This window comes from Bradyrhizobium sp. USDA 4503 (assembly GCF_054055815.1).
The window spans coordinates 4,883,193-4,909,337 of the sequence record NZ_JBSRXS010000001.1 but is presented as its reverse complement, the minus strand read 5'-3'; the positions used below and the strand labels follow the sequence as shown (position 1 = coordinate 4,909,337).

The window sequence follows — 26,145 nt, the reverse complement described above, 5'->3', positions numbered from 1 at the left end:
GCAATCGCTCCGCGCAGGCGCTCGTTCCGGCGCAGCGCGGAGGACGAAGCCGGATATTGTCGTCGATCCGACTAGGCAGCTCGGGCGCATACGATCCTTCAGCCGCGCAGGCGCTGTCGACGCGACCGGCAGGACTGGAGCAGGCGGCCATGCAGGCCGCCTGTAGATTAGTCTGAGAGCAGAAGAGCCCTATTGGCAGGGGTGCTGGAGTCCGTCGGATCCCTTGAAAAAGGTGCCGGGCCTGCAGACGATGCCGTTGTGCGACGCGTAACTGTTCCAGTCGCCGTTCCACGCATAGTAGTCGCCATACGCGGCGGGCCGATCGTAGGTGCCATATGCGGCGTAGGAATTGCGCCAGCCGCCGAAGGGAGCGGTCGCGATCGCCGCGGCGGTTCCGACGGACTCATCATGGCTTGCTCCCTGGATTTGGTTTGCTTGCGACACTTACGAAGCTTGGCATGACTGAATGCCAGGTCCGCAAGTTCCCGTTTTCTCGCACCTAACCAAATGCAACCTCCGGAAGTGGTTCCTGTGCGTCTCGTGCGCGGCATCAAATCGACGTGACTTGCCGATCGATCTGGAATGCGACTTCAGCAGAAGCGGCATGGATGCGGCAGGGAGTCGCGGCGTAGCAAGGATGCTGCGATCAATGCCCAAACGATGGGACGGCAATTCCATTCGTCCGACGAATCCGGACAGAGGCGAGAATGCAAATTGATGAAAGGTTGCGTGATCGCGGAACGGCCCGATCACCGCGTCAAGTTGCGTCGGACGTGCGCGAGAGAGCACGACGGTTGGCACGAACTGCACAAGTTGTGTGATGCGAAAGCATCAACTGCCAACAAACGGCAGCACGCGTTTCGGATCGCCACATTCGAGTTGATCTTCGTCCTGATAGTCGGATGATGATTTGCGATCTTGAATTGTAGCCGCTCCTGCATTTTGCACCGCGACCAAGCAACCCGTTCTTTTCAATTTGACGTTGTTGAGAACGACAGGTTTGGAAGGCGGCGCAAATGAAGTGCTTTACCGGCTCGACTCTCCTTGGATCTTGCGCGCGCAATCGCATGGAACAGGCGTCGACGCGCGCTGCCCTGCAATCATTGGTCCAATTCTTCGGGAATAAGCCGGGACCATGTGTCGCGACCTGTCTGAGCCGGTTCCGGCTCGCCGCGCTTGCCTTGATGGCGTCGGGCGCGCTGATTGATGCGGCCTCGGCTCAGTCCTGCACGGTCGCACCGGATTCGACTGTCTCCGCAACGAGTGGAAGCTGCTCGATCGACGCGAATACGACGTTGACCGGAACGCCTGCCGTTCACGCAAGTACGAGCGCTCAGATCACGACCAACAACGTCAACATCAACCCATTCAATGGCGGCAGTATCGGCGGTTTGGCGGACGCTGCAGGTACGATCATCTTCAGTTCCGGGGCGAGCATCAACGGCAACTGGAGCACTGCCGCGTCGGCACAAAGCGGCGGCCAGATCATCTTTCAGTCGGGTTCGATCATCAATCCGGCCTTCGGCGGCGGAGGAACTGCGCTGAGCGCTGATGGAACGGGCAGTCAGATCAGCGCGACAGGACTCACCATCGGTCTCAACGGCGCCGGCAACAACGTCGCTGCGAAGGCGACCAACGCGGCGACGGTCAGTCTGCTCAACAGCTCAATCGCCTATGCGGTCGGCGGTGGCGGCAACACCGGCCTGTGGGCAACGGGCGCCGGCAGCCAGATTAGCTCGACGGGTACAACCATTTCGATGCCCGGCGGCGGCGGCAACGACGTTGGCGCGCGCGCGGACTCCGGTGGGTCGGTCACGCTGACCGGCGGCACTGTCAGCGTTGAGGGGAACGGCGGCGGCGAAACCGGCCTGTTGGCGCAATCGTCCGGAAGCAATGTCACTGCAAACGGCGTTGCGGTCACGGTTTCCGGCGGCGGTGGCGATGTCGGTGCCAAGGCACTCGACGGCGGCGCGATCATCTTGAGGGGAGGCAGCGTCGCCGCGACGGGCAGCGGCGGGGGCGAGATCGGCCTGCAGGCCAGCGGCACCGGCAGCACGCTCACGGCGAGCGGCGTGACGGTAACGGTTCCGAACAGCAGCGGAGGCCGCGGAGTGCAGGCCGACAATTCGGGCAGCGTCACGCTCGACGGCAGCTCGACGGTCACCACATCAGGCGCAGGCACCCATGCGGCCGGCGTGACAAGCAGCGGTACGCTGAGCATGACCGGTGGCTCACTCACGGCCAATGGAGCCGATGCCAACGCGCTCAACATAAGTGGCGGTGCAGCGACGCTCTCCGGAGTCACCATGACCAGTCCGAACGGCGCGTCGATCGCCGCCCCAGGCGGCACCAGCAGCGTAAACCTGACCGGCGTGACTGCAGTCGCGAACAACAATCAGTGGCTGAACGTCAGCGGCGGCTCCACGCTCAACCTCGTCGCGGACAGTTCGACCCTGCAGGGCGTTGCGCTCACCGACTCCGGCAGCACCTCCAGCGTCGCGCTGAGAAACAATTCGCTCTGGACCATGACCGGCAACTCGAACGTCACCAATTTGATCAACGCTTCGAGCATGATCCAGTTCACGTCTCCTGTCGGCGATCCGACGCAGCTGTCGAGCTACAAGACGCTGACGGCAGTGAACTATGTCGGCCAGGGCGGCACCATCGGGCTCAATACATATCTTGGCACGGACGGTTCGCCGTCGGACAAGCTTGTCATCAATGGCGGCACGGCAGGCGGCAACACGTTCCTGAAGATCAGCAACACCACGGGCGGCGGCGCGCTCACCACCGGCAACGGCATCCTCGTCGTCGACGCGATCAATGGCGCGACGACGACGGCTGGTGCCTTCAGCCTGTCTCACCCGGTCTTGGCCGGCCCTTACCAATATTCGCTGTTCCGTTCGAGCGTCGACTCCAGCAACCCGCAAGCCTGGTATTTGCGCGACACCCTCGACTGTGTCGCTCATCCCAATCTGCGCGCCTGCGGCGGTGGCGGTCTCATCAACTGCTCCAATCTGCCCAACGTGCCTAGGTGCGGCGGCGGAGGTGGAGGCGGCGGAGGTGGAGGAGGCGGCGGCGGAGGAGGCGGCGGTGGCGGTGGCGGCGGTGGCGGTGGAGGTGGAGGCGGAGCCGACGGTGGCGGCGGCGATATTCCCGACTACCGCGAGGAGACTTCGCTCTACGCGGCAATTCCATCGATGACGCTGTTGTACGGACGCAGCCTGCTCGACACGCTGCATGAACGCGTGGGCGAGGAGGAGGACGAACGCTTCCGCGCCAATCCCGAGAACGCCAGGGTCGGATGGGGTCGCGTGCTTGGGGTCAACGGCGTGCATCAGGGCGACAGCTTTGGCGTGTTGGGTGGCGAAGCCGGACCGCACTTCAGCTATGATTTCCTGGCGCTGCAGGCGGGCATGGATGTCTATCGACACGACGGTCCCGACGGTTCGCGCGACCAGGCGGGGGCGTATTTCGCGATCGGCGGCGCGCGCGGGCGGGTCACCCATTTCGATGGCAGCCAGGGTGACAACACCTTCTCCGCCTACACGCTCGGTGGCTACTGGACGCATTTCGGGCCGACCGGCTGGTACATCGACTCGATCCTGCAAGGCACGTTCTACGACATCACGAGCAGCGCAAATCGCGGCATTCCGGCGCTCAAGACCGGTGCTCAGGGTGGGGCTGCGTCGGTGGAGGGCGGATATCCCTTCAAGTTCGCCGGCGGCTTCTTCATCGAGCCGCAGGCGCAACTGGTGTATCAGAACATCCACATCAACGACGCCAGCGACATCGCGGCGCAAATCCGCTTTGCGGATGTGGATTCGCTCGCAACCCGGATCGGTGCCCGATTTGGCCGAACATGGGCGGTCGATGACAGTCCGCGTACGCTGACGGCCTGGATCCGTCCGAGCCTGTGGAACGAATTCCTCGGCAACCCGAAAACGCTGTTCTCGTCGGACACCGGCTTCGTTCCATTCCAGGCGAGCCTCGGCGGCCTGTGGGGCGAGATCAATGCCGGCATCAGCGGACAGGTCACGTCGACCACGTCGCTTTATGCCAACGCTTCCTATCAGAGCCGGTTCGACGGTGGCGGCTTCTCCTACGGCGGGAAAGCCGGACTGCGCGTTGACTGGTAGCGCGCGAGGGCGTGATGCCGGCCCAGACAGGGTCGGCGAAACGCACTCGCGCAGGCATAGCGGACGAGGAAGTGCCTAACAGACCCTCACGCTTTGCTGAACATACGCGTAACCGTTCCACACGTTTCGCGTCTGATAGCAGGAGTTGTAGGCCGTCGCGGCTCCGATGGCTGCGCCAGTCGCCAAACCGGCTGCGGCAGCTCCGGCGCCCCAACCGCCTCGATAGTAACCGCCACCGCGGTAATAGCCGCCGCCGGCCCAACGTGCGCGGCCGCCGTGCCAGCCGCCGGCATGCCATCGCGTGCCGCCGCCGTGCCAACCAGGCCGCATTCCTCCGCCGTGGAAGTGAGCCGATCGAGCGCCGGCTCCTCTGGGCCGGGCCTGGGCGTCATAAGGGAGTATCATTGCTGCAGATGCGATGAAGCTAAGAACCAGCAAAGCCTTGGTTGGTCGCATATCCGGACTCCTTGCAAGGGTGTCCCAACCAATCCCGCTGAACGTGCTTCGTTCCGTTGGTTCAACTGCGTGCCACGCTGGCACAAGATGCATGCTCAATACAGCGCGTCGTGGCTTCGGGGCGCAAGCGACCCCCGCGGGCATGGTGAAGCTCGATCCTTCGGACCCCGGCGGCGCGAGGCAGGTACGAACGTGTTCGTACCTTGAAGACCTCCCTGTGTGAAACAATGCTGACGCTTACTGCCGACGCAGCAAATTGGCGAACTGGTACGGCAGCTGGTCCACTACAGGGAACAGGGAAACGACTATGTGGAAGATATGTGTGCTTAGTACGTTGGTCTTGCTGGTTGCGGTTCCGGCAAATGCGGCTCCGAAGAATAGTGGCAAGAATGTCGATGCAATTCGTGCTGAATGCTTCAGGCAGGCGAATGAAGCCGCTGCCGCCGGCGGTGCGAACATGACAAGCGGGGCGACTGCCGCCCGAAACTCGGCGGGCTATTCCGCCTATCGGGATTGCGCGCGAAAGAACGGCATTCGCCCGTAAGCCGCTTTGGTTTCCGCTAACCCATGGAAGGCCGCCTTCGGGCGGTCTATTCCATGCGCAGTGAAAAACGGCGACGGCGACATGGCCGTCGAAAGCCGAAGATGCCGGCTGAGCGGCGCCAAAACTGCAGGGAAGGTCAGCTCGCGACGAGAGCCTGGGCCTTGCGCAATCCGGCCACGAGTGTGTCGACAACCTGATCCGCCGCTCCGTTGCGGCGCAAGAAGCCGGCCGGATCATCGGCCAACGCTTTGTACCGCGACATTCCTTTCAAGGCCGTTTGGGTCGCATCGCGGCGTCCGAGCTCTGTATTCGCCATCGCGATCAATAGTTGGCTGAATCCGGAATCGCGCAACGATGCCGTCTCGGCCACGTCGAGCATCTGCTTGTATTCACCCTTCAAGTAAAGGTCGACCGCGATGAAATGAAGATACCAGGCTGGCGGATGCAACGTGCGCTCGATCGCGCGTTTGAGCATCGGCACGCCTTCCGAGAAGTTCCCGCGGATGGCAAGACGCCAACCGAATTGGGCAAGAATGTCGGGATCGTTGGGGTTGAGGTCGATCGCCAGATGGCTGATGCGATCACTATCGGCGTAACGTCCCGTGAAATGGTAGGCCGCAGCCAAGGCCTTCAGCGCCAGGGGACTGTTCGGCTGCAGGGCGATGGCGCGCGACGTTGCGTCAAGGGCCTTGTCATACTCCGTTTGCGGATTGCCGTCGGCTGAATAGCCCAACCGTCCGGCGTCGAGATGCAGCCATCCAAGCATGGCCCATGAATCGCTATACTGCGGATCCCGCTGAACGGTTTGCTGAAGACACTGCATGGCCGGATCGAAGTCGACGCGCCGGAAAGTGCTGCGATAGGCCTGAGCGCGCAGGACGCAGAGATAGCTTTCCATATTCCTCGGTGGATCCGCGCGAATGTCGTTTCTAACCACGCCGTAGGATTGGCCGACGACGGTTGCGATCTCGCTTGCGAGCTCGCGCTGGACATTCATGAGCGACTGAGGATCGAACGGTCGAGCATATGTCCGCATCCATACGATCTCGTCGTTCTCGGCGTTGAAGACAGTCGTTGTGACTTGCACCTCTTCGGCGCTCGTTTGAACGCTTCCACGGACGACATAGGAAGCACCGAGAGGACGACCAGGTTGGGGCGCCTCGTCGCCTTTTGCGGAGAGCGCATTCGACGGCGACGTGTAGAGCCGGAATCCTCCGAAGCGAAACAGGTTGCTGGTCAGTTCCTGTCCCATGCCGATGGCGAAGAGCCGCGTGTTCTCCCCGGGAGTCAGTGGCGTGAATGACATCACGAGGACCGCGGGTTCGCGTGGCGTCATTGGGGACGGAGGCGGTCTTGCTGCAAGCCATATCCAAGCCACCACGCCGGCTGCCAGCGCGGCAGCGACGGGCCCATAGCGCCTGATGCCAGGCTTGGTCGTCCAATTCGCACGTGTAGCAGCAGCAGTTGTCGAATCATCGTGCAGTTCAAGAGCAGGCTCGCGAGATGGAGCGTCGGCAGTATGCATTTTGTGCCACTCAAAATGGGGCACATAGGAGCCTTTTGGAATTGTGATGCGTACCGGATCATCGCGGCCCGAATCCACGTAGTAGCTATCGAGGTCGCGGCGCAATCGTCGAGCTTCAAGACGGACGACAGGGTCAGCCTGGGGATCGAAAGAGTCGTCGCGCCGAAACACGGCCAAGGCAATTGTGTAGCCCTTCAGGCTATCAGCGCGGCCTGCAAGCGTCTCGTCGACAATGAAACGAAGGAAAGCTTGCCGCCGTTCGCTCGCCTGGAAATGCGGACTCGAGAGGATGCGGTCCAGCTCTTTCGCTACATGCGCCGGCGGCACCGCGGAATCATCACAACGCGGGATATCGGATGAGCCGCCGACGGCATCGTGAGCGAAGGGTACATCAGGCATCAACCGGCAACCCCAATCGTCGGTCGACGGTAGGCTTTCTCAGTACATGTTGCAACTCGTAAGCGAAGCAAGCAGCCGGCGCTGACGCGACAGCTTTCAATCATCGGAACAACGAGTTCCCGACTGCAGCGACAGCTGGTCGCATCGGCCTTGAAGCCGTCGCGCCTGAGACGGCGCGCTCAACGAGCGTCGCGCCGTGTACGAACATGTTCGTACCTTGAAGCCTCGATGAACCAGCAGCAAAGGTCACGTTGGCCACAAGCGAGTTCATCATGGAGGAGTTCCGCGCGATTGTGACCCGCTTTCCGCTGCGCGAACTTGACATTCGGCGCTGCTTCAATCGCGACGCGCAGTTTAGAGCGATTTGCGCAGATTATGACGAAGCTGTGAAAGCGCTTCGTCGTTGGCAACAAGCGGCAAAGCAAGGAGACCGCGAAGGAAGTCGGAAGGCCGCGGATTACGAACGGCTCGTTGCCGAACTGGAAGCCGAGGCTCTGGTTCATCTGAACCGGCCGTGATCGAGGGGGCGTTCGCATAACTGGAGCAGTGCGTGAAAAATACGATTCTCGTCAACCTTTCGATATCAAGCGTGCTTGCCGCGGGCATGCTGCGTGCTGCGATCGGTCAGTCACACAGAACCTGCGCAGCGAGGCCGCCGAACCGACCAAGCACGCAATCGGCCGCAACGAGTAACTGGAGGCAACCTTCTTGAATATTGCCGAGAGACCGATCGCGAACGTGGACGAAACCGGCGCGTCAGACAGCGTCTTCATTCCCGGCGGCACGTTTCGCATGGGATCGGATCGGCATTATCCGGAAGAAGCGCCGTCCCACATGGTGAGCGTCGACGGGTTCTGGGTGGACCGCACTCCAGTGACGAACCGGCAATTCAAGCAGTTCGTGCGTGCCACCGGCCACGTCACCTTCGCCGAGGTCGCTCCGGACCCCAAGGACTATCCGGATGCGCTGCCGCATTTGATCTTCGCCGGCTCGCTCGTCTTCACGCCCCCGGATTATCCGGTCGATCTGCGCGACTACAGCCAATGGTGGACGCTGCTCAAGGGCGCGAATTGGCGCCATCCCTATGGCCCGAAAAGCAACATCAAGTCGCTGGACGACCATCCCGTGGTGCATGTCACCCATGCTGACGCACTCGCCTATGCGCGATGGGCCGGCAAGGATTTGCCGACGGAAGCGGAATGGGAGTTTGCTGCGCGCGGCGGCCTCGATGGCGCCGAGTATGCCTGGGGCGATGAATTCGTGCCGGGCGGCGTGCATCAAGCCAATACGTGGCAAGGTCACTTTCCGTTCGAGAACCGGTGCGAGGACGGCCATGCGCGCACCTCGCCGGTGATGACCTATCCGCCGAACGGCTATGGCGTGTTCGACATGATCGGCAATGTCTGGGAGTGGACCAGCGACTGGTGGGCTCCGAAACACCGCGCCGATGCAAAGAAGGCCTGCTGCATTCCCCAGAACCCGCGGGGCGGCTGCGAGCATGACAGCCACGATCCGTCGCTGCCGCTTAGCAGGATACCGCGCAAGGTGATCAAGGGCGGCTCGCATCTCTGCGCGCCGAACTATTGCCGGCGCTATCGACCGGCGGCGCGCCATGCCGAGCCGATCGATACGTCGACCAGCCATCTCGGATTTCGCTGCATTACACGTTCAGGGAGAAAGTGATGACTGAGAAGACAACGACAGACACCTTCAGCCGCCGCAACCTGCTCGCGGCCTCGAGTTCGCTCGCCACCATCGCCGCCTTCTCGGCGATGGCGCCCATCGAGACCGCCCAGGCGCAAGGGACCACGCAACCCTCGAGCGCGGCCGGCGGCGCAAAGCCGAACATCATCCTGATCCTGTCGGATGATTTCGGTTATGGTGACTCCGGGCCCTATGGCGGCGGCGAAAATCGCGGCATGCCAACCCCGAACATCGATCGTCTCGCGAATGAAGGACTGCAATTCATGTCCTTCTATGCGCAGCCGAGCTGCACGCCTGGACGTGCCGCGGTGCAAACCGGCCGAATTCCAAATCGCAGCGGCATGACGACCGTCGCGTTCCAGGGCCAGGGCGGCGGCATGCCGGCGGCGGAATGGACGCTTGCCTCGGTTTTGAAGACCGGCGGTTACAAAACGTTCTTCACGGGCAAATGGCACCTTGGCGAGGCCGACTATGCGTTGCCGAGCGCGCAAGGCTACGACGAGATGAAGTATGCCGGCCTTTATCATCTCAATGCGTACACCTACGCCGATCCGACCTGGTTTCCCGACATGGACCCCGAATTGAGGGCGATGTTCGAGAAGGTCACCAAAGGCGCACTTTCCGGAAATGCCGGGCAGCCGGCGAAGGAAGATTTCAAGATCAACGGCCAGTACGTCAACACGCCGGACAAGGGCGTGGTCGGCATTCCCTTCTTCGACGACTACGTCGAGAAGGCCTCGCTCGAGTATCTGGACCGCAACAAGTCATCGGGCCCGTTCTTCATGAGCATCAACTTCATGAAGGTGCACCAGCCCAACATGCCGGCGCCCGAATTCCAGGGCAAGTCGATGTCCAAGAGCAAGTATGCCGACTCCGTGGTCGAGAACGACACGCGTATCGGCCGTATCATGGACAAGGTGCGGTCCCTCGGCCTCGACAAGAACACCTATGTGTTCTGGACGACGGACAACGGCGCCTGGCAGGACGTCTATCCGGACGCCGGCTACACACCGTTCCGCGGCACCAAGGGCACGGTTCGCGAGGGCGGCAACCGCGTCCCGTCCCTTGCATGGGGCCCAGGCATCAAGGCCGGCACGAAGAATTCCGACATCGTCGGCGGCCTCGATTACATGGCAACCTTCGCAAAGCTCGCCGGCGTGAAGCTGCCGGAGAACGATCGCGAGGGTAAGCCTATCATCTTCGACAGCATCGATATGTCGCCGATCCTGTTCGGAACCGGCAAGTCCGAGCGCAAGAACTGGTTCTATTTCACGGAATCCGAACTCTCGCCTGGCGCCGCCCGTGTCGGCAACTACAAGGCGGTGTTCAATCTGCGCGGCGACAACGGCGCAAAGACCGGCGGCCTGGCGGTCGACAGCAACCTCGGCTGGAAGGGGCCGGAGTCCTATGTGGCGACCGTTCCGCAGGTCTTCGATCTCTGGCAGGACCCCCAGGAGCGGTACGACATCTTCATGAACAACTACACCGAGCACACCTGGTCCTTGGTTTCGATCAATGCCGCGATCAAGGATCTGATGCAGACCTATGTGAAGTATCCGCCACGGAAGATTCAGAGCGAGACCTACGCGGGACCGATCACGATCCAACAGTATGAGCGGTTCGCGTTCTTCAGGGATCAACTTGCCAAGGACGGCTTCCAGATCGGCTTGCCTACCGGCAACTGATCGATGCAAATGGAGCGGCCCCCACTCTCGGGGGTCGTTCCTCTCTGAATGGCTGAACCGGAGGATGGAGATTCGTGAACGGAAGCTTGGTTGATCGCCGTACGATCCTGGCCGGTCTGCTGGTGTCGGCGGCCACGCTGTCGGTCTCCGGTCGTATCGCACGCGCGCAGAGTGATCCTCTTCCCTCCTGGAATGACGGCCGGCCGAAGCAGTCGATCCTGGACTTCGTCGCCGCGGTGACGCGGGAGGGCACGCCGGATTTCGTGCCGGCGCCGGAACGCATCGCGACATTCGACAATGACGGCACGCTGTGGTGCGAGCAGCCGATGTATGTGCAGCTTGCGTTTGCGCTCGACCGGGTGAAGGCCCTCGCCCCCAAACATCCGGAGTGGAAGCAGAAGCAGCCGTTCAGGGCGGTTCTCGACAACGACATCGCAGCGCTGGCCAAGGCCGGCGAGAAGGGCCTGGTCGAACTGGTCATGGCGACCCATGCCGGCATGACAACGGCCGAGTTCGCGCAGATCGCCGGCGACTGGATCAAGTCGGCGCGTCACCCGAAGTTCAACCGGCCTTATACCGATCTCGTCTACCAGCCGATGCTGGAACTGCTCGCCTGTCTGCGGGCCAATGGCTTCAAGACCTTCATTGTCTCGGGCGGCGGCATCGAGTTCATGCGGCCATGGAGCGGGCGGGTCTATGGCATCCCGCCGGAGCAGGTCGTCGGATCGAGCATCAAGACGAAGTTCGAGATCGACAAGGGGAAACCGACACTGATCCGGCTGCCGGCGATCGATCTCGTCGACGACGGACCCGGCAAGCCGGTCGGCATCAACTCGCATATCGGCCGCCGGCCGATCGCGGCCTTCGGCAATTCGGACGGCGACTTCCAGATGCTGCAATGGGCGACGCAATCATCGGGGAAACGCTTTGGCCTGATCGTGCATCACACCGATGCCGAACGAGAATATGCATACGATCGGAAGTCCTCATTCGGCAAACTCGACAAGGCGCTCGACGCGGCGAACTCCAATGGCTGGATCGTTGTCAGCATGAAGGACGACTGGAAACGCATGTTCCGCTTTGAATAGAGGCCGAACGATTGCGTAGGGATCGCTGACGCCCGGCGCCGCCGGTGATGCAAGCGAGACGAAGAACGAGGAGGCATCATGACACGACTTCTTCCAGGATTGCGCCGGCTCACCATTGCGAACGCGGCGCTGGCGGTTGGCCTGATGCTCGGAGGCTCGGCATACGCGCAGACACCCGCGGACCAGAAGCCGGCCCAGGACCAGGCTGCCGCGCCGGCGCCGGCCCCGACAGCCAGCAAGCTTCCGAACGGACAGATCGAGCAACTGGTCGCGCCGATCGCGCTCTACCCGGACGCGCTGCTGTCGCAGATCCTGATGGCATCGACCTATCCGTTGGAAGTCGTCGAGGCGGCGCGCTGGTCGCAAGACAACAAGACCGTCACCGGCAAGGCGCTCGAAGACGCCATGCAGAAGCAGTCGTGGGATCCGAGCGTCAAGGCCCTCGCGGCGGTGCCGCAGGTTCTTCAGATGATGAACGACAAGCTCGACTGGACCCAGCAGCTTGGCGATGCCTTCCTCGCGCAGGAGCTGGACGTGATGAGCGCCGTGCAGACCTTGCGCCAGCGCGCGGAGGCCGCGGGCAATCTCAAGTCGACGCCGCAGCAAAAGGTGATAAAGAGCGCGCCTCCTGCCGGTGTGACCGCGCCCTCCGGCATGCAGCAGGCGATCTCGATCGAGCCGGTCGATCCCGACCAGTATTACGTCCCGGTCTACGATCCCGGTGTCGTCTACGGGGCCTGGGATTATCCCGACTACCAGCCGTTCTATTGGTCTCCGCCAGGCTATGTCGCCGCGGGCGTGATCGGCTTCACCGCCAGCGTGGCCGTCGGCGCTGCGATCTGGGGCGGCTGCAACTGGTGGGGCCGCAACGTCTACGTCAACGTCAACCGATATAACCAGTTCAACCGCACCAACATCAGAAACAACAATTGGGCCCACAATCCGGCGCATCGCGGCGGTGTCGCCTATCGCGATGCCGGCGTGGCGAGGCGGTTCGGCAGTGGCAATACCCCCGCCGCGCGCGAGGCGCTGCGCAATCGCACCGGTGGTCCCGGCGGCAGGATCTCGAATGCGGGTGCCGGCCGGGCCAGGACCGCGGTCTCGCAACGCGCCGGCAATCGCGGTGCCTCGGTATCGCGCCGCACCAGCAGCAGGAGTGTCACGCATGCGCGTACGGGTGCGGGCAATCGCGCGGCGGTCTCGCACAGGAGCGTCACGCGCTCGCGCGTCAGCGGACGTGTTCACGCAGGCGGCCGGCCGGCCGCGATTCGCGGCGGCATGCGGGCCGGCGGCTTCCACGGAGGCGGCCGCGTGGGCGGTTTCCGCGGAGGTGGCGGCTTCCGGGGAGGGGGCGGTTTCCATGGCGGTGGCCGGCGGCGCTGATCAGAGTGCCTGGGCTCGCGCGTCGACATCTACAAGCCAAGGTTGCCGAAAAACTACAATACAGCTTCCACGAAGAAAGGTAACGTCCAGGCAGATTTCAGCGGCACGTTTCAAATGATTGGGTTGGATCATGAATTTTTCATCGACCTGCGCAAGTTCCAGGATGTTCGCCATGGCCTTCGCAACCGCCGCCGCCGTCGTCGTGGCAGAAAAATCAGCCAGGGCCGATCCACAGGTCCTGGCGCTGCCGTCCCTGAAGGTCTGGGAGGGCGACTTCGATGGCATGCTGAAGCGCAAACTCGTGCGCATTCTCGTGCCGACCGACAGGACATCGTTCTTCATCGACAAGGGCGAGACACTCGGCTTCGAAGCCGAACTCGGCGCCGAGTTCGAGGGCTGGCTGAACAAGCGGTACGGCAGGAAGAAGCAGAGGATCTATGTCGGCTTCGTCCCCACCAGGCGCGACAGACTGCTGGGTGACTTGATCGCCGGAAAGGGCGATATCGCCGCCGGCCTGCTCACGGTCACGCCGGATCGGAGCAAGTTGGTTGACTTCGCTGATCCTTGGGCATCCGGCGTTCGCGAAGTGCTCGTGACGGGATCTGCGGCGCCGAGCATCGGCTCGCTGAACGAGCTCGGTGGAAAGACGATTTTCGTCCGGGAAGCCAGCAGCTATTTCGAGCACTTGAACGCGCTCAATGCGGACCGGGCAGCCAAGGGGCTGGAACGCATCGTCGTCAGGCCGGCCGACAAGAACCTCGAGGACGAGGACTTGCTGGAGATGGTGAGCACCGGCCTGTTGCCCTGGGCCGTCGTCGACCGCTTCAAGGCGCAGGCGTGGGCGGGCCTCCTGAATGGGCTGACGGTGCGCGACGATATTGCGATCAACGAAGGCGGCGACATCGCCTGGGCGATCCGCAAGGACAGTCCGGCGCTCAGGAAGGAGCTCGCTGAATTCGTCAGTACTCACAAAATCGGAACTGAATTCGGCAACGACCTGCGTGCACGCTATTTCAAGACGGCGAAACCGCTGAAGAACGCCCTCGCGCACACCGAGGCGGAGAAGTTCAAGGCGCTGCGCGGATCTTTCGAGAAGTACGGGGTGCAATACTCCATCGACCCCGTCCTGCTCGCTGCACAGGGCTATCAGGAGTCAGAGCTCGACCAGGCCTGCCACAATGCCTCCGGCGCCACCGGCATCATGCAGATCAAGCCCAGTACCGCGAAGGAGAAGCCGATCGAGATCACCGGCGTCGCGGCCAGTGCCGACACCAATATCCACGCCGGCTCCAAATACCTGCGCTACCTGGCGGATACCTATGTCGACGCTTCGGTCACCGATCCGCGCGAGCGCGTGTTCATGGCCCTGGCGGCGTATAATGCAGGCCCGGGAAACCTGAAGCGTTTCCGGGACTATGCGAGCAAGCACGGCTTCGACTCGACCGTCTGGTTCGACAATGTCGAGAACGGCGCGGCTGCGATCGTCGGGCAGGAGACGGTTCAGTACGTCGGCAAGATCTACAAGTACTACATCTCCTACGAGTCGCTTCGCTCGCCCGCTCCGGCGAGCGCAACGGCCGACCCATCGCAGAAATGATCGGTTTGTTCAAAGTGTTCGCCGGCTTGGGTGGTGGACCAAATTCAAGAGGAGCTAATCATGAAACGCAAATCCTTCATGAACCAGATTGGGCTCAGCCTTGGGGCTCTCGTCATCTCGATTGCTTCTGTTCATGCCCAGGTCCCGCTCTCGACCTACATGGACTCGAAAGGGTTCATTGATGTGCAGGCTTTGACCTGCGCGCAACTCGCCAACACTTATCAGGAGGACGCCGACTTTCTCGCGATTTGGTACAGCGGCTGGTACAACGGCCTCGCGAAGAAGCATTTTGCCCATATTACGCGGACCAAATCTGGCGAGCACGAAGTCATTGTGTATTGCAAGGCCCACCCGGAACTCAAGGTGATCCAGGCCATCGACGTTCTCTTCAAGAACGAGAAATGATCGGCGGCTCCCCGAGGCAACCGGTGCGGCGAGACCGGGATGTCTCGCTGCACTGCCCGTTCACTCGCCAAGCATCGCAATGATCCGCATCGGGACGCGATGGTTGTGGCGACGTGGGCGGTCTGTTGACGCCCGGTGGCCACGGCCGTTCTTGTAGATCCGGGCGAGTTCTTTCGGCTGTTGGCGAAAGGCGCGGTTTCAAACGGCGTGTGCAAATGGAGAGGCCGTGGCAATGAAGGAGTTTTTGAAAACGACTTTAATCGGAGGCGCACTGTTTCTCCTGCCCGTCGCTCTTGTACTGGCGATTCTCAGCCATGCGATGCGTCTGGCGGTGAAGGCCGCGCTTCCGGTGTCTCATGCCCTTCATTTCGACCAGATCGGAAAGGTCGCAGGCATTGGAATTGTTACAGTCGTGGCAGCGGCTTTATTGATCCTGGTGTCGTTCCTCGCCGGCATCGTCGCGCGAACCAAAACCGGCTCTCGGATTAGCGCGTGGGTCGAAAAATCATTTCTTGGCAGCCTTCCGCAGTACCAGATGGTGAAGAGTATGGCTCAAGGCCTTGCTCAGGCCGAAGGCGCGAGCGATGAGTTCAAGCCAGTGCTGGTGAACGTCGAGGGTGGCTGGCAGCTCGGATATCTCCTCGAGACACTCGAGAACGACTGGGTGGCTGTCTTCGTCCCGCAGGCGCCGACGCCGTTGGTCGGCATTGTCAGATATTGCTCGGTCGATCGCATTCGTCCTCTGAGCATGTCGATGTTGCAGGCGAGGGCAATCGTGACCAATGTCGGCATTGGATCTGCGGCGGCCCTCAAAGGAGAAGATCTGAGCAGGGCAGCAACTTGATTCCGCGGATCCACGTAAGTGACGAGGGAATCTGACCGAGCTTTCTGTCAGGCTTGCGCGTTGAGCCATATAGCTTGTAACTTGCTGCGTCCGTTGCCGGTGTCGCTTCGTCGATCAATCCCGCTATCGAATTCCGGATGGCGGCGGCAAGCTTCCGGGATGCCGCAACCAGACCATCAATTTGCGCTTGAACCCCCAACGCGAGGCAGGAACTTGGCCGGCTGTGAGCTCGTTTGCTCCGGCGGGCTTTTTTAGTCCCGTGCCGTCGATTGGCGGCGTATCGTACGATCAATTTCGCGTCTGAAGGAGCCTGCAACGATGGCCAGGAAATTCAAGGTCGGCGATCACGTCAGCTGGAATTCCGAGGCCGGCCGCGTCTCGGGCACCATCATCGCGGTCCACATCAGCGATTTCGACTACAAGGGGCACACCCACCGCGCCTCGGAGGCCGATCCGCAGTACGAGATCAAGAGCGACAAGACCGATCACGTTGCGGCCCACAAGGGCAGCGCGCTGCATCATGCCTAGCAAAGACGTGGCGCTTCCGTTCTTCACGATCGGTCATTCCACCCGCAGCCTCGAGGATTTCATCGCTCTCCTCGGCGCGGCCACGATCGAGCGTATCGTTGACATCCGAACGGTGCCGCGGTCGCGAACCAATCCGCAGTTCAACAAGGATACGCTGCCCAAGCCGCTTAAGGCCGCGGGCATCTCGTATGAGCATCTGGCCGATCTCGGCGGGCTCCGCGGCAAGGCGCGAAGCGTGGCGCCGTCCGTCAACGGGTTCTGGAGCAACGAGAGTTTTCACAACTACGCCGACTATGCGCTGTCGCCGCAGTTTCATGCGGCGCTCCAGCATCTGCGCGACGAGGGGCGCCGGCAACGCTGTGCGATGATGTGCTCGGAAGCCGTGTGGTGGCGCTGCCACCGCCGCATCGTCGCCGACTACCTCATCGCGTCCGGCGAGACGGTCGTCCACATCATGGGGGAGGGGCGCCTCGAGCCCGCCCATCTTACCGAAGGCGCCGTCGTCCAGGGCGACGGCACGGTGGTCTATCCGGCTACGGGTGAACTGGATTTATGAAAGGAGTGAGGCTTGCGGCTGCACCGTCGCGCCGCGCCCGCTCACTCCACACTGCGCTTCCAATAGCCGGTGCCGAGCTTGCCGGTGATCACGGCAATGGTGTCGCGGACCTCGTAGGAGCCGCCGTCGCTGTAGTTCCTCAGTCCTCTCAGCGCATGCAGCGTCCAGCGGCCGTTGGCAAAGCTGACGGTGCCTTCGTGCGGGCGCGCGGCGCGGGAGGGCTCGGCGTGGAATTGGTAGGTGCCGTCGGCCATGATCCGCCAGATCCAGCGCGACTGGCCGCGACCACCCGGCACCATGATCTCCCAGGTGCCGACCAGCGCGGGATCGATCGCGCCGGCTGCCGTCGCCGATGGCGCCGACAATGCGGCGGCTGCCGGCGCAGCGTTCGTCTGTTTCGCGGCGGCGGCGTCGGCTGGCGGCGCGGCCACGAGATAGATCGCCTTGCGCGACAGCGAGCCGTACACAAACGGCTGCTGCGCGTTGCGCGTCGCCTCCATCACATCGTCCCGGACGTTGCGGAACATGAAGGTGACCTCGACGCCCGGCGTCTCGATGTTGTGGAGCAGCGCCGCGGCGAACGGGCTGTTGCGGCCGTCGCCGTCGAGCGCAATGGTGCCGTCGCGTGCGGCATAGGCGACCAGCACATTGCCGACCGGCTCGATGCGGCCGAGTCCGCTGCCGGCGGCGGCGCGGGTGGCGAGCGAGCGGCTCATCTTCGCCGCGAACGGATTGTTGCGGCAGGCATCGAGGATGACGAGGCCGAGGCTTGCGGTGTTGGCGACCTGCAGCATCACGCTTTGCAGGCTGATCGCTTCATTGGCGGCGTCGGTATCGCGCTTCAGCTCGGCATCGACCGGGATCAGCCAGTTGTCGCCGTTGATCTCCATGCCATGGCCGGCGAAGTACACCGCAGCCATGTCGGCGCCGGCGGCATTGCGACCGAATGCGATCAGGCCGCGCCGCATCTCGTCGAAGCCGGCATTGGTGATCAGCGTTACGGCAAAGCCGAGGCGTTGCAGCGCGGCTGCGATATCGCCGGCATCATTCGGCGGATTGGACAGCGCCGGCACGCTCTTGTAGGCGCCGTTGCCGATCACCAGCGCCACCCGCTTGCCGTCGGCCGCAGCCGGCGCGGCGAAGCCCGCCAGCGCCGCGGCAACGGCCAGTCCCGAGACAAACGCGCGGCGGTTCATGCTGGCCCCGATCGGAGTGACGGGTGCATGGTAGCGTAGCGGGCGCGACGCGGCCACGGAAATGGCGCGCGATCAGGCCGCCTGCTTCGGCGTCCAGACGCCGGCCGGCACCGGCTCGGCCGGCAACAAGCTGGCGCCGGCGGCGCCCGCGATCGACATCGTGATTTCGTGGATGTCCTGCACCGACCGCTGCATCGAGAAGCGCGGATAAAGCTCGCGCAAGGTGGTCGCGGCCGCCGCCTGCGCTGCTGAGGGATCGGCCAGCACGGCCTCGACGGCGGCGGCGATGCTGGTCGTGTCCTGGCCGAAGCTGAAGCGGGCGAGATGCGGCATCTCGGCGGCCGAGAAGCCGTTGGCGTCGAACACCGGTACGGTGCCCGCGCCGAGCGCGAAGAACACCCGGTCATGCACCGACAGATCGATATTGGGATTGAGCGAGACCGCGGCGAGGTAACTCCCGAGGCCTTCGCGCATCGCATCGAAGGTCATCGCGCCGAGCACGCGGGCCGGACGCCCGCTGACGTCGAGATCGCTCCAGCCGCCGCCGATGAAGTCGACCGGATAGTCGGCGAGCACCGCACCCACCTCGCGGGTGCGCACGCCTCGTGTGTAGTTGTCGAGCCGGGTCAGGATCACGTTGAACAGGTCGCCGCCGGGCTTCAGATAAACCAGGTGCTGCTCGGCGACGTCGACGATGATCTTCGGAAATGCGCCGCAGGTCTTGCCGCGCGCCTCGGCGATCGCGTCGAACAGCAGCGCGAACAGCTTTGGCGGCATCATCTTGCGCCAGCCGCGCTCGAGCGCCAGCGGATTCCAGCCGGACTTGGCGAAGATCAGCCGGCCGTTGCGCTGCTCGGGCGGCAGGCCGCCGAAGAAGCCGGGATCGGGAATGCCCATATGGGTTGCGAACACGGCGTCGTTGGCCCCCAGATGATCGCGGTTGAATGCGGCATGGTCCGGAAACACGTAGCCATGCGCGGTGTAGCGGCTCTCGAGCCCGTGACGCCTGGCGAAATAGCAGGGGTGATCGCAGAACCAGGTGAAGACGGGAATCTCGGCGACGTCCCAGAACAGCCTGCCGTCCTTGGTGTGGATATCGAGTCCGATGCCGGAGAAGCCGAGCGCCATGGTCTCGGCGCGCCGCGGCAGCAGGGCGTTGAGCCGGGCCGAGAAATCCGGCGCCAGCAGATCGAGCATCCTGACCTCGTGCCCGAGCCGGTCGAGCTCGGCGGCAGCCATCGCCAGGATGCCGTGCAGCGAATCATAGGTGGTGTTGCTGGAATACAGGACGCAGATCACGGACATGGGACCTCCGCGCTTGACGGTGTGGCTGCTCGCGCGGGCATTTCCGTCGCCTTGCATGCTGTCAGTTGAACGGCCGAGCCGGCCGTTCCGGGCTCGGAATTATCCTGATGGGCGGATTTATTTCGCCGGAAACGGCCGTGTCGTCACGTTGAAGCTGCGTCGGGCGCCGTCGCGATCCGACATGAGGGCGAGAGCGCATGCAGCTTGATGGCTTCGACGTCGTCGTGGTGGGGGCGGGCTTCTTCGGCGCTGTGATCGCCGAGCAGGTGGCGAGCAGGCTCGGCCGCTCCGTCTGCGTGCTCGACCGCCGTCCGCATATCGGTGGCAACGCCTATTCGGAGCTCGACCCCGACAGCGGCGTCGAGGTGCATCGCTACGGCACGCATATCTTCCACACCAATTCCGAGACCGTCTGGCGTTATCTGCACCGCTTCACCGAGTTCACCGGCTACCGTCACCGCGTCTTCACGGTGGCGAAGGGCCGCGTCTATTCGATGCCGATCAACCTTGCGACCGTGTGCGCGGCGTTCGGGCGCGCCATGACGCCGGACGAGGCCCGTGCCGTGATCGCGGCGGAGGCGGCCGCGCACGGCGCCGCGGGGATCGGCAATCTCGAGGACAAGGCAATCGCCTCGGTCGGCCGAACGCTCTACGATCTCTTGATCCGCGGCTATACGCAGAAACAGTGGCAGACCGATCCGCGTGAGCTTTCGGCCGACATCATCGGCCGCCTGCCGGTCCGCTTCACGTTCGACGATCGCTACTTCGCCGATCGCTATGAGGGCATGCCGGCAGGCGGCTACACCGCGATCTTTCGCCGGATGCTCGATCATCCCAGGATCGCGGTCCACCTCGGCGTCGACTATTTCGACGTCGCCGACCGCATCAATCCGCGGCAGCTCGTGGTCTATACCGGTCCGATCGACCGCTTCTTCGGCTATGCCTGCGGCCATCTCGGCTGGCGCACCGTCGACTTCGCGCGCGAGGTGCACGACGTCGCCGACTACCAGGGCGCCGCGGTCATCAACTATGCCGACGCCGAGGTGCCGTACACCCGGGTCCACGAGTTCAGGCATCTGCATCCGGAGCGCGCGCATGCGCAAGGCCGGACGACGATCTACCGCGAATATTCCCGCTTCGCGGGCCGCAGCGACGAGCCGTATTATCCGATCAACACCGCCGCCGACCGCGCCATGCTCGCCTCCTATCACGCCATGACGGCGTCGCATCCCAACGTCATTTTCGGCGGCCGGCTCGGCTCCTACAAATATCTCGACATGCACCAGGCGATCGGCGCTGCGCTGAAGACGTTCGAGCACGAGGTCGAGCCGTTCTTCGTTCGCGAAGGCATGCACCGGCGTGACGCGGCCGCGCGCCGCGAAGTCTTGTCGCCCTTGCCGGCGTGATCTAATCCTGCGAGCTGCGGGCAACGAACGCCATAACAAATCGCCCGCGGTCCCCGGTGAGGAAACAATGAGAAAAACCGTTATTGCCGCGGCTGCCGCCGCCACTAGCCTTGCTGTCAGCATCGCCCACGCCGCGCCGCTTCCGGAAACGTCGGCGCACCAGGCCGGTTTCTCGGAGCGGGGGCTGGTGCGGCTCGACGACTTCTTCGCGCGCGAGATCGCGGCCAAGCGCGTGCCCGGCGCCGTGGTGGCGATCGCGCGCGACGGCAAGCTCGTGCATTACAAGGCGTATGGCCAGCTCGATCCGGTGAAGGGCACGCCGATGCCGATCGACGCGGTGTTCGCGCTGGCGTCGATGACCAAGCCGATGGCGGCGGTTGCAGGACTGACGCTGATGGAGCAAGGCAAGCTGCCGCTGCAGGCCAGGGTCGCCGAGTTCTATCCGGCGTTCGCCGACATGAAGGTCGGCGTGCAGCAGGCCGACGGCTCGCTGAAGATGGAGCCGCAGGCGCAGCCGATCTTCATCCACGATCTCTATCGCCACACCTCCGGCCTGATGTATGGCGGCCGGCCCGACAGCTCGAGCGCACTGGCGCGACTCTATCCCGACGGCACCGCGCCGGCGGTCGAGGGCGATACCCAGGCCTTCATCGACCGCATCACCCAGCTGCCTCTGGTGCATCAGCCCGGCACTGAGTTCGAATACGGCTTCTCGATCGACGTGCTCGGCGCCGTCGTCGAGAAGGTCTCCGGCCAGCGGCTTGGCGATTATCTCGCGGCCAATGTCTGGAAGCCGCTCGGCATGAAGGATGCGACGTTCCACCCGGCCGAGGCGCAGCGCGCGCGGCTGGCGCGTCCGTTCCCCAACGATCCGCTCACGGGCAAGCCGCAAGCCATCAAGCTGCTCGATACACCGTCCAGGTTCGATTGCGGCGGCGCCTGCTCGTTCGCCACCGTCGGCGACTATCTGCGCTTCGGGCAGATGCTGCTCAACGGCGGCGAGCTCGACGGCAAGCGCATCCTCAGCCCCAAGACGGTGCATCACATGACGTCGAACCATCTCGGGCCCGAGATCAGGAACAACGTCGCGGCGGTCGAACCGCATCGCGGCGGATTCGGCTTCGGGCTGTCGGTCGCGGTGCGGACCAGCGAGGGGCTGTCGTCAGTGCCGGGCAATCCCGGCGAGTTTACCTGGAACGGCGCTTATGGCACCCAGTTCTTCTGCGATCCGAAGGAGCGTCTTGTCGTTGTGGTGGGAACCGCGGCGCCGGGCGAGCTGCGTAAATATTATCGCGAGAATGTGCAGGACATCGTCTATGGCGCGTTGGTGAAGTAACGCCTCAGCAGAAAAGTCGAACCTCACGTTCCCACGTTTTGCATACGTGGAACGTTGAACAGCAAAAAGGTCCGTCGCTCAAGCTGAGCGACGGACCTTAAATCTTGCGTGGCTACCAGCGCCTGTAGACGCCGGTCAGCGTACCGTTGTTGTTCCCTTCAGGACCCACGTCACCCTGGGTCGAGCTCGGCGTCGGGTGGTTGGTGCCGTTGAACGAACCGTACCAGCCCGGCTCCGCTGGAGAGTACATCACGTCAGGCTGCACGGCCTGATAGCGGGGGCCGCCGTAATATCTCGGACCAGGGTTCCCATAAGGATAGTAGCCTTGTGCGAACGCGCCTGCCGTTGTTGCGATCAGGGACGCCGCGGCGAGGGACAATATCTTGGTCTTTCGTTGCATTCACACTCTCCTTACTGGTGTCCCGACCAACGACCGCCATGGAGCGGCGTTCCTGATCTGCCATGCATCTCGCAAGGGCAAATCTGCGCGAGCGTGGGATCAGGTTCTTGTGAGGGGGCTTGTGTTCCGGGAGGGCACTGCCGGGCTCTGCCCGGCAGGATGCATCCGTCGCCGGCCCGTTATGCTTCCATGGCTATAACGGCGGATGCGCGAGCGGCGCCTCGAAAAACCGGGGCGGTTCGTAAAAGGAAGCCCGCCACTGCGGCGGGCAAGGTCTCAGGGAGGAAAGCGCCCTGACAAGGGAGCGTGCAGCCAGTCTCCCCGATTCGTGCGCGGCTGCGAAGATCGTATAACTACTGTCATCAGGGGCGGCATTATGCGAATGCTCTAGAGGCCGCGGCCGGCCGGCAAGGGAATGACACGGCGCGCTAACACTGCGCAATTACAGGGGAAGTTTCATGAGCACGTCTGGAGTTTTTGCCCGCGTCGTCGCGGCGATCGGGGCCGGCGCCCTGGCGTGGCGGCGGATGCAGGGCGCGCAGCCCGCGCCCGCCTGGGGTAGCGCGCCAGAGATCCCGCAGGCCAAACCGCAGGGCGCGATCCCGACGCTCAAGATGCCGACGGCGCTGGGCTGGGACAACGACCAGAAGCCGGTCGCCGCGCCCGGGCTCAAGGTCAACGCCTTTGCCGCCGGGCTCGATCATCCGCGCTGGATCAACGTGCTGCCCAATGGCGATGTGCTGATCGCGGAGGCGACGCAGATCGCAGGAAAGCCGCGCAGCGTCTTCCACTACGCGATGCAGGCGACGATGCGGCGCGCCGCGGCGCTCGGCGTCAGCGCCAATCGCATCACGCTGCTGCGCGACCGTGACGGCGACGGCGTCGCCGAAAGTCGCGGCGCCTTCATGGAAGGATTGAGCCAGCCGTTCGGCATGGCGCTGGTCGGCGACACCTTCTATGTCGGCAACACCGACGGCGTCGTGGCTTTTCCCTACACTGCGGGCGCCGATCGCATCACCGCGCCGGGACGCAAGCTCGTCAGCTTCAAGCCCGACGGGCACTGGACGCGCAGCCTGCTGCCGAGCGCCGACGGCAAGAAACTCTATGCCGGCGTCGGCTCGCTCAGCAACATCGCCGAGAGCGGTTTTGCGGTCGAGGAAGGCCGTGCCGCGATCTACGAGCTCGATCTCGCAGGTGGCACCAGCCGCATCTTCGCCGGAGGCCTGCGCAATCCGGTGGGCATCGCGTGGGAGCCGAGCACCAATGTGCTTTGGACCGTCGTCAATGAGCGCGACGGCCTCGGCGACGAGACGCCGCCGGACTATCTGACCTCGGTACGCGACGGCGGCTTCTACGGCTGGCCCTATTGCTACTGGGGCAAGACGGTCGACGATCGCGTGCCGCAGGATACGGCGATGGTCGCCAAGGCGATCCAGCCGGACTACGCGCTCGGCGGCCACACCGCCTCGCTCGGCCTGTGCTGGATGCCGCAGGGCACGCTGCCGGGTTTTCCCGACGGCATGGTGATCGGCCAGCACGGCTCGTGGAATCGCTCGACGCTGTCAGGCTACAAGGTGGTGTTCGTGCCGTTCGCGGACGGCCATCCCGCGGGGCCGCCGCGCGACATCCTTTCGGGCTTCCTCGCGCCCGACGAGAAGGTGTCGTACGGCCGCCCGGTGGGCGTCGCGCTCGGCCCCGACGGCTCGCTGCTGGTGGCCGACGACGTCGGCAACGTGATCTGGCGCGTGACGGCGGCGTAAGCGCCTGCACTTGCGGCAAGACGATTTGAACGGCGCGGCTTCGATCGGAGCCGCGCCGTTTCATTTGGAACAGAGCGTTAGCCTTGACTTACCGTAAGTGTAGACTTACGTTAAATCCAACAACGGACGACACGATTATGATCAGCGCCGAACGCGCGCTCGACGCGCTGGGAGACCCGACCCGCCGCCTGGTGTTCAAGCGGCTGCGTGAGGGCAATCGATCGGTGCAGGAGATCGCCGACGGCCTCAAGGTGAGCCGTCCGGCAGTGTCGCAGCATCTTCGGGTGCTGAAGGACGCCGGCCTTGCCGTGGTGCGGATCGAAGGCACGCGGCGGCTCTATGCCATCGACACCCGCGGGTTGGAGAGCCTGCGCGGCTGGCTCGACGGATTCTGGGACAAGACACTGACCGCCTTCAAGCAAGCGGCCGAACGCGAAGCCGCCAAAGAGAGGAGATCCCGATGACGATGCAAGCGACCTCCGACAATTACGATCCCTACAGCGTCCGCAAGGTGATGAATGTCGAGGCGCCGCCGGCGGTGGCCTGGCGGGTCTTCACCGAGCAGATGGGCACGTGGTGGCCGCTCGCGCATTACAAAATCGGCAAGACCAATGCGGTCGATGCAATCATGGAGCCGCGCGTCGGCGGCCGCTGGTACGAACGCGGCGACGACGGCAGTACCTGCGACTGGGGCAGCGTGCTGCTCTGGGAGCCCCCGTCGCGCCTCGTGCTGTCGTGGGATATCACCGCGGACTGGCAATACGATCCGAACCTGAAGACCGAGATCGAGGTGCGCTTCATTGCCGACGGCAAGGACGCCACCCGCGTCGAGCTCGAGCACCGCAAGCTCGACCGTTACGGCGCCCGCGCCGCCGAGATGCGCCGCATCTTTGATACCGAAGGCGATTGGGGCCGGCTGCTCGCGATGTTCGCGGCACGCGCCGCGCAGGGGCCGAAAGCATGACCGCGCGCGGATCGGCAATAGCGCGGCGATGTCAGACAGTCCTGATCTCGCCGCCATCGATGCGCAGCACGGTGCCGGTCATCCAGCGCGCCGGCGGCGACACGGCATAGGCGACGAGGTCGGCGATCTCCTCCGGCGTGCCGAACCGCCTGATGCCGGCCTGCCTGAGGAAGCCGGCCTTGGCCGCGTCGACATCGAGCTGCCTTGCCGCTGCGATCTTCTCCAGCATCGCGAGGCGTCGGCCGGTCATCACGGCGCCCGGGGACACGCAGTTCACCTGCACGCCGTCGTCGATGCCGCGCTCGGCGAAGGCTTTTGCAAGTGCCTCGATCGCGGCGTTGATCGTGCCCACCGCGGCGGCGCCGGCGCGGGGTAGCACGGCGGCATTGCCTGACGTGAAGATGACAGCGCCTTGCGACGCTTTCAGCGCGTCCCAGGCGCGGATCGTCAGCCGCCTCGCGCCGTGAAACTTGAGCGCGAGGCCGGCGTCCCATTGCTGGTCGGTCAGCTCGAACAGATCGAGCCCGGGCACTGAGCCTGCGACATTGACCAGCGCGTCGATGCGGCCGAAGCGATCCAGCGTGGCCTTGACGATTTCATCAGCGGCATCAGGCGCGGCGAGATCGAGCTCGAGCGCCAGCGGCGTGCTGCCGCGTCTTTCGATCTCCTGAGCGGCCTCGCGCAGCCTCTCGCCGCTGCGCGCGACGAGGACGATGGCGGAAAAATCCCGCGCGAGCCGCAGCGCGGCGGCACGTCCGATGCCGGAGCTGGCGCCGGTCACGATGGCGACGGATGTAGTCATGTGTACTTCCTTGCAGTGGTCGGCGCGACTGAGTGGATGTGAGCCCGTCATTGCGAGGAGCGACAGCGACGAAGCAATCCATCCTTCCGTTGTGCGGAGCTATGGATTGCTTCGCTTCGCTCG

The 26,145-nt window shown here is 63.7% G+C and carries 23 protein-coding genes; 16 read left to right on the top strand and 7 right to left on the bottom strand.

The genetic code is table 11. From position 1 onward, the window contains the following. Positions 1 to 189 precede the first annotated feature (189 nt). Positions 190 to 444, bottom strand: coding sequence for a hypothetical protein (locus tag ACVMIH_RS23645; RefSeq protein WP_456866712.1), 255 nt, complete (start codon positions 442 to 444; stop codon positions 190 to 192). An 851-nt stretch (positions 445 to 1,295) separates the two neighbouring features. Here ACVMIH_RS23645 and ACVMIH_RS23640 point away from each other — a divergent pair. Then, on the top strand, positions 1,296 to 4,139 hold the full coding sequence (locus tag ACVMIH_RS23640) for an autotransporter family protein (RefSeq protein WP_456863502.1): 2,844 nt from the start codon (positions 1,296 to 1,298) through the stop codon (positions 4,137 to 4,139). A gap of 1,136 nt (positions 4,140 to 5,275) precedes the next feature. Here the strand turns inward: ACVMIH_RS23640 and ACVMIH_RS23635 are convergent. Continuing rightward, on the bottom strand, positions 5,276 to 7,063 hold the full coding sequence (locus tag ACVMIH_RS23635) for a tetratricopeptide repeat protein (RefSeq protein ID WP_456855153.1): 1,788 nt from the start codon (positions 7,061 to 7,063) through the stop codon (positions 5,276 to 5,278). A 272-nt stretch (positions 7,064 to 7,335) separates the two neighbouring features. Here ACVMIH_RS23635 and ACVMIH_RS23630 point away from each other — a divergent pair, with 272 nt between their 5' ends. The 5 genes from ACVMIH_RS23630 (at position 7,336) to ACVMIH_RS23610 (ending at position 12,923) form a co-directional block, all read left to right on the top strand. Then, entirely contained in the window at positions 7,336 to 7,581 is a 246-nt protein-coding gene (locus ACVMIH_RS23630; protein WP_229192917.1) for a hypothetical protein, read from the top strand. Positions 7,582 to 7,771: 190 nt separating this feature from the next. Continuing rightward, positions 7,772 to 8,746, top strand: a complete 975-nt coding sequence (locus ACVMIH_RS23625; protein WP_456863499.1) for a formylglycine-generating enzyme family protein — start codon at positions 7,772 to 7,774, stop codon at positions 8,744 to 8,746. Continuing rightward, the gene (locus tag ACVMIH_RS23620) at positions 8,746 to 10,452 is read left to right on the top strand and encodes an arylsulfatase (RefSeq protein WP_200844473.1); all 1,707 of its coding nucleotides are present in this window, start codon (positions 8,746 to 8,748) and stop codon (positions 10,450 to 10,452) included. The genes ACVMIH_RS23625 and ACVMIH_RS23620 overlap by 1 nt, the downstream gene beginning before the upstream one ends. Before the next feature lie 74 nt (positions 10,453 to 10,526). Beyond that, positions 10,527 to 11,540, top strand: a complete 1,014-nt coding sequence (locus ACVMIH_RS23615) for an HAD family hydrolase (RefSeq protein ID WP_456855154.1) — start codon at positions 10,527 to 10,529, stop codon at positions 11,538 to 11,540. Positions 11,541 to 11,618: 78 nt separating this feature from the next. Then, the gene (locus ACVMIH_RS23610) at positions 11,619 to 12,923 is read left to right on the top strand and encodes a DUF3300 domain-containing protein (RefSeq protein WP_456863496.1); all 1,305 of its coding nucleotides are present in this window, start codon (positions 11,619 to 11,621) and stop codon (positions 12,921 to 12,923) included. On the opposite strand, the gene ACVMIH_RS23605 is transcribed toward ACVMIH_RS23610, so the two are convergent. Further along, complete coding sequence (locus ACVMIH_RS23605; RefSeq protein ID WP_199805259.1) at positions 12,924 to 13,097, bottom strand: hypothetical protein; 174 nt, start codon at positions 13,095 to 13,097, stop codon at positions 12,924 to 12,926. Here ACVMIH_RS23605 and ACVMIH_RS23600 point away from each other — a divergent pair. The 5 genes from ACVMIH_RS23600 to ACVMIH_RS23580 all read left to right on the top strand — a co-directional run bounded on the left by ACVMIH_RS23600 (position 13,096) and on the right by ACVMIH_RS23580 (position 16,853). Further along, positions 13,096 to 14,520 (top strand): MltF family protein, encoded by a 1,425-nt coding sequence (locus ACVMIH_RS23600; protein ID WP_245311505.1) that lies wholly within the window; start codon positions 13,096 to 13,098, stop codon positions 14,518 to 14,520. The two genes, ACVMIH_RS23605 and ACVMIH_RS23600, sit on opposite strands and share 2 nt — an antisense overlap. A gap of 60 nt (positions 14,521 to 14,580) precedes the next feature. After that, positions 14,581 to 14,925 carry an HdeA/HdeB family chaperone gene (locus ACVMIH_RS23595; protein WP_233475664.1) on the top strand — a complete coding sequence of 115 codons (345 nt, stop codon included), beginning with the start codon at positions 14,581 to 14,583 and terminating at the stop codon, positions 14,923 to 14,925. A 232-nt stretch (positions 14,926 to 15,157) separates the two neighbouring features. Continuing rightward, a complete protein-coding gene (locus ACVMIH_RS23590; protein ID WP_253588751.1) occupies positions 15,158 to 15,769 on the top strand; it encodes a DUF502 domain-containing protein in 612 nt (203 codons plus the stop codon). Between the two features lie 318 nt (positions 15,770 to 16,087). Further along, positions 16,088 to 16,297 (top strand): hypervirulence associated TUDOR domain-containing protein, encoded by a 210-nt coding sequence (locus tag ACVMIH_RS23585; RefSeq protein ID WP_057017689.1) that lies wholly within the window; start codon positions 16,088 to 16,090, stop codon positions 16,295 to 16,297. Then, positions 16,290 to 16,853 (top strand): DUF488 domain-containing protein, encoded by a 564-nt coding sequence (locus tag ACVMIH_RS23580; protein WP_057017690.1) that lies wholly within the window; start codon positions 16,290 to 16,292, stop codon positions 16,851 to 16,853. Before ACVMIH_RS23585 ends, ACVMIH_RS23580 begins: the two co-directional genes overlap by 8 nt. A gap of 41 nt (positions 16,854 to 16,894) precedes the next feature. On the opposite strand, the gene ACVMIH_RS23575 is transcribed toward ACVMIH_RS23580, so the two are convergent. Both ACVMIH_RS23575 and ACVMIH_RS23570 read right to left on the bottom strand, forming a co-directional pair. Beyond that, the gene (locus ACVMIH_RS23575; protein WP_057017691.1) at positions 16,895 to 18,049 is read right to left on the bottom strand and encodes a caspase family protein; all 1,155 of its coding nucleotides are present in this window, start codon (positions 18,047 to 18,049) and stop codon (positions 16,895 to 16,897) included. Between the two features lie 72 nt (positions 18,050 to 18,121). Further along, entirely contained in the window at positions 18,122 to 19,354 is a 1,233-nt protein-coding gene (locus tag ACVMIH_RS23570) for a hypothetical protein (RefSeq protein WP_456855155.1), read from the bottom strand. A gap of 197 nt (positions 19,355 to 19,551) precedes the next feature. Here ACVMIH_RS23570 and glf point away from each other — a divergent pair, with 197 nt between their 5' ends. Together glf and ACVMIH_RS23560 are read left to right on the top strand one after the other, a co-directional pair. Next, a complete protein-coding gene (glf, locus tag ACVMIH_RS23565) occupies positions 19,552 to 20,760 on the top strand; it encodes a UDP-galactopyranose mutase (RefSeq protein WP_456863493.1) in 1,209 nt (402 codons plus the stop codon). 67 nt (positions 20,761 to 20,827) lie between these two features. Next, a complete protein-coding gene (locus ACVMIH_RS23560) occupies positions 20,828 to 22,096 on the top strand; it encodes a serine hydrolase domain-containing protein (RefSeq protein WP_456855157.1) in 1,269 nt (422 codons plus the stop codon). A 112-nt stretch (positions 22,097 to 22,208) separates the two neighbouring features. Here the strand turns inward: ACVMIH_RS23560 and ACVMIH_RS23555 are convergent, their stop codons facing one another. Next, positions 22,209 to 22,496, bottom strand: coding sequence for a hypothetical protein (locus tag ACVMIH_RS23555; protein WP_075969423.1), 288 nt, complete (start codon positions 22,494 to 22,496; stop codon positions 22,209 to 22,211). A gap of 458 nt (positions 22,497 to 22,954) precedes the next feature. On the opposite strand from ACVMIH_RS23555, the gene ACVMIH_RS23550 reads away from it, so the two are divergent. The 3 genes from ACVMIH_RS23550 (at position 22,955) to ACVMIH_RS23540 (ending at position 25,220) form a co-directional block, all read left to right on the top strand. Next, entirely contained in the window at positions 22,955 to 24,256 is a 1,302-nt protein-coding gene (locus tag ACVMIH_RS23550; RefSeq protein WP_456782745.1) for a PQQ-dependent sugar dehydrogenase, read from the top strand. 137 nt (positions 24,257 to 24,393) lie between these two features. Beyond that, complete coding sequence (locus ACVMIH_RS23545) at positions 24,394 to 24,720, top strand: ArsR/SmtB family transcription factor (RefSeq protein WP_141340053.1); 327 nt, start codon at positions 24,394 to 24,396, stop codon at positions 24,718 to 24,720. Further along, on the top strand, positions 24,717 to 25,220 hold the full coding sequence (locus ACVMIH_RS23540) for an SRPBCC family protein (protein WP_225646597.1): 504 nt from the start codon (positions 24,717 to 24,719) through the stop codon (positions 25,218 to 25,220). Before ACVMIH_RS23545 ends, ACVMIH_RS23540 begins: the two co-directional genes overlap by 4 nt. Positions 25,221 to 25,251: 31 nt before the next feature. Here the strand turns inward: ACVMIH_RS23540 and ACVMIH_RS23535 are convergent, their stop codons facing one another. Then, positions 25,252 to 26,022 (bottom strand): SDR family oxidoreductase, encoded by a 771-nt coding sequence (locus ACVMIH_RS23535; RefSeq protein ID WP_076827323.1) that lies wholly within the window; start codon positions 26,020 to 26,022, stop codon positions 25,252 to 25,254. Positions 26,023 to 26,145 lie beyond the last annotated feature (123 nt).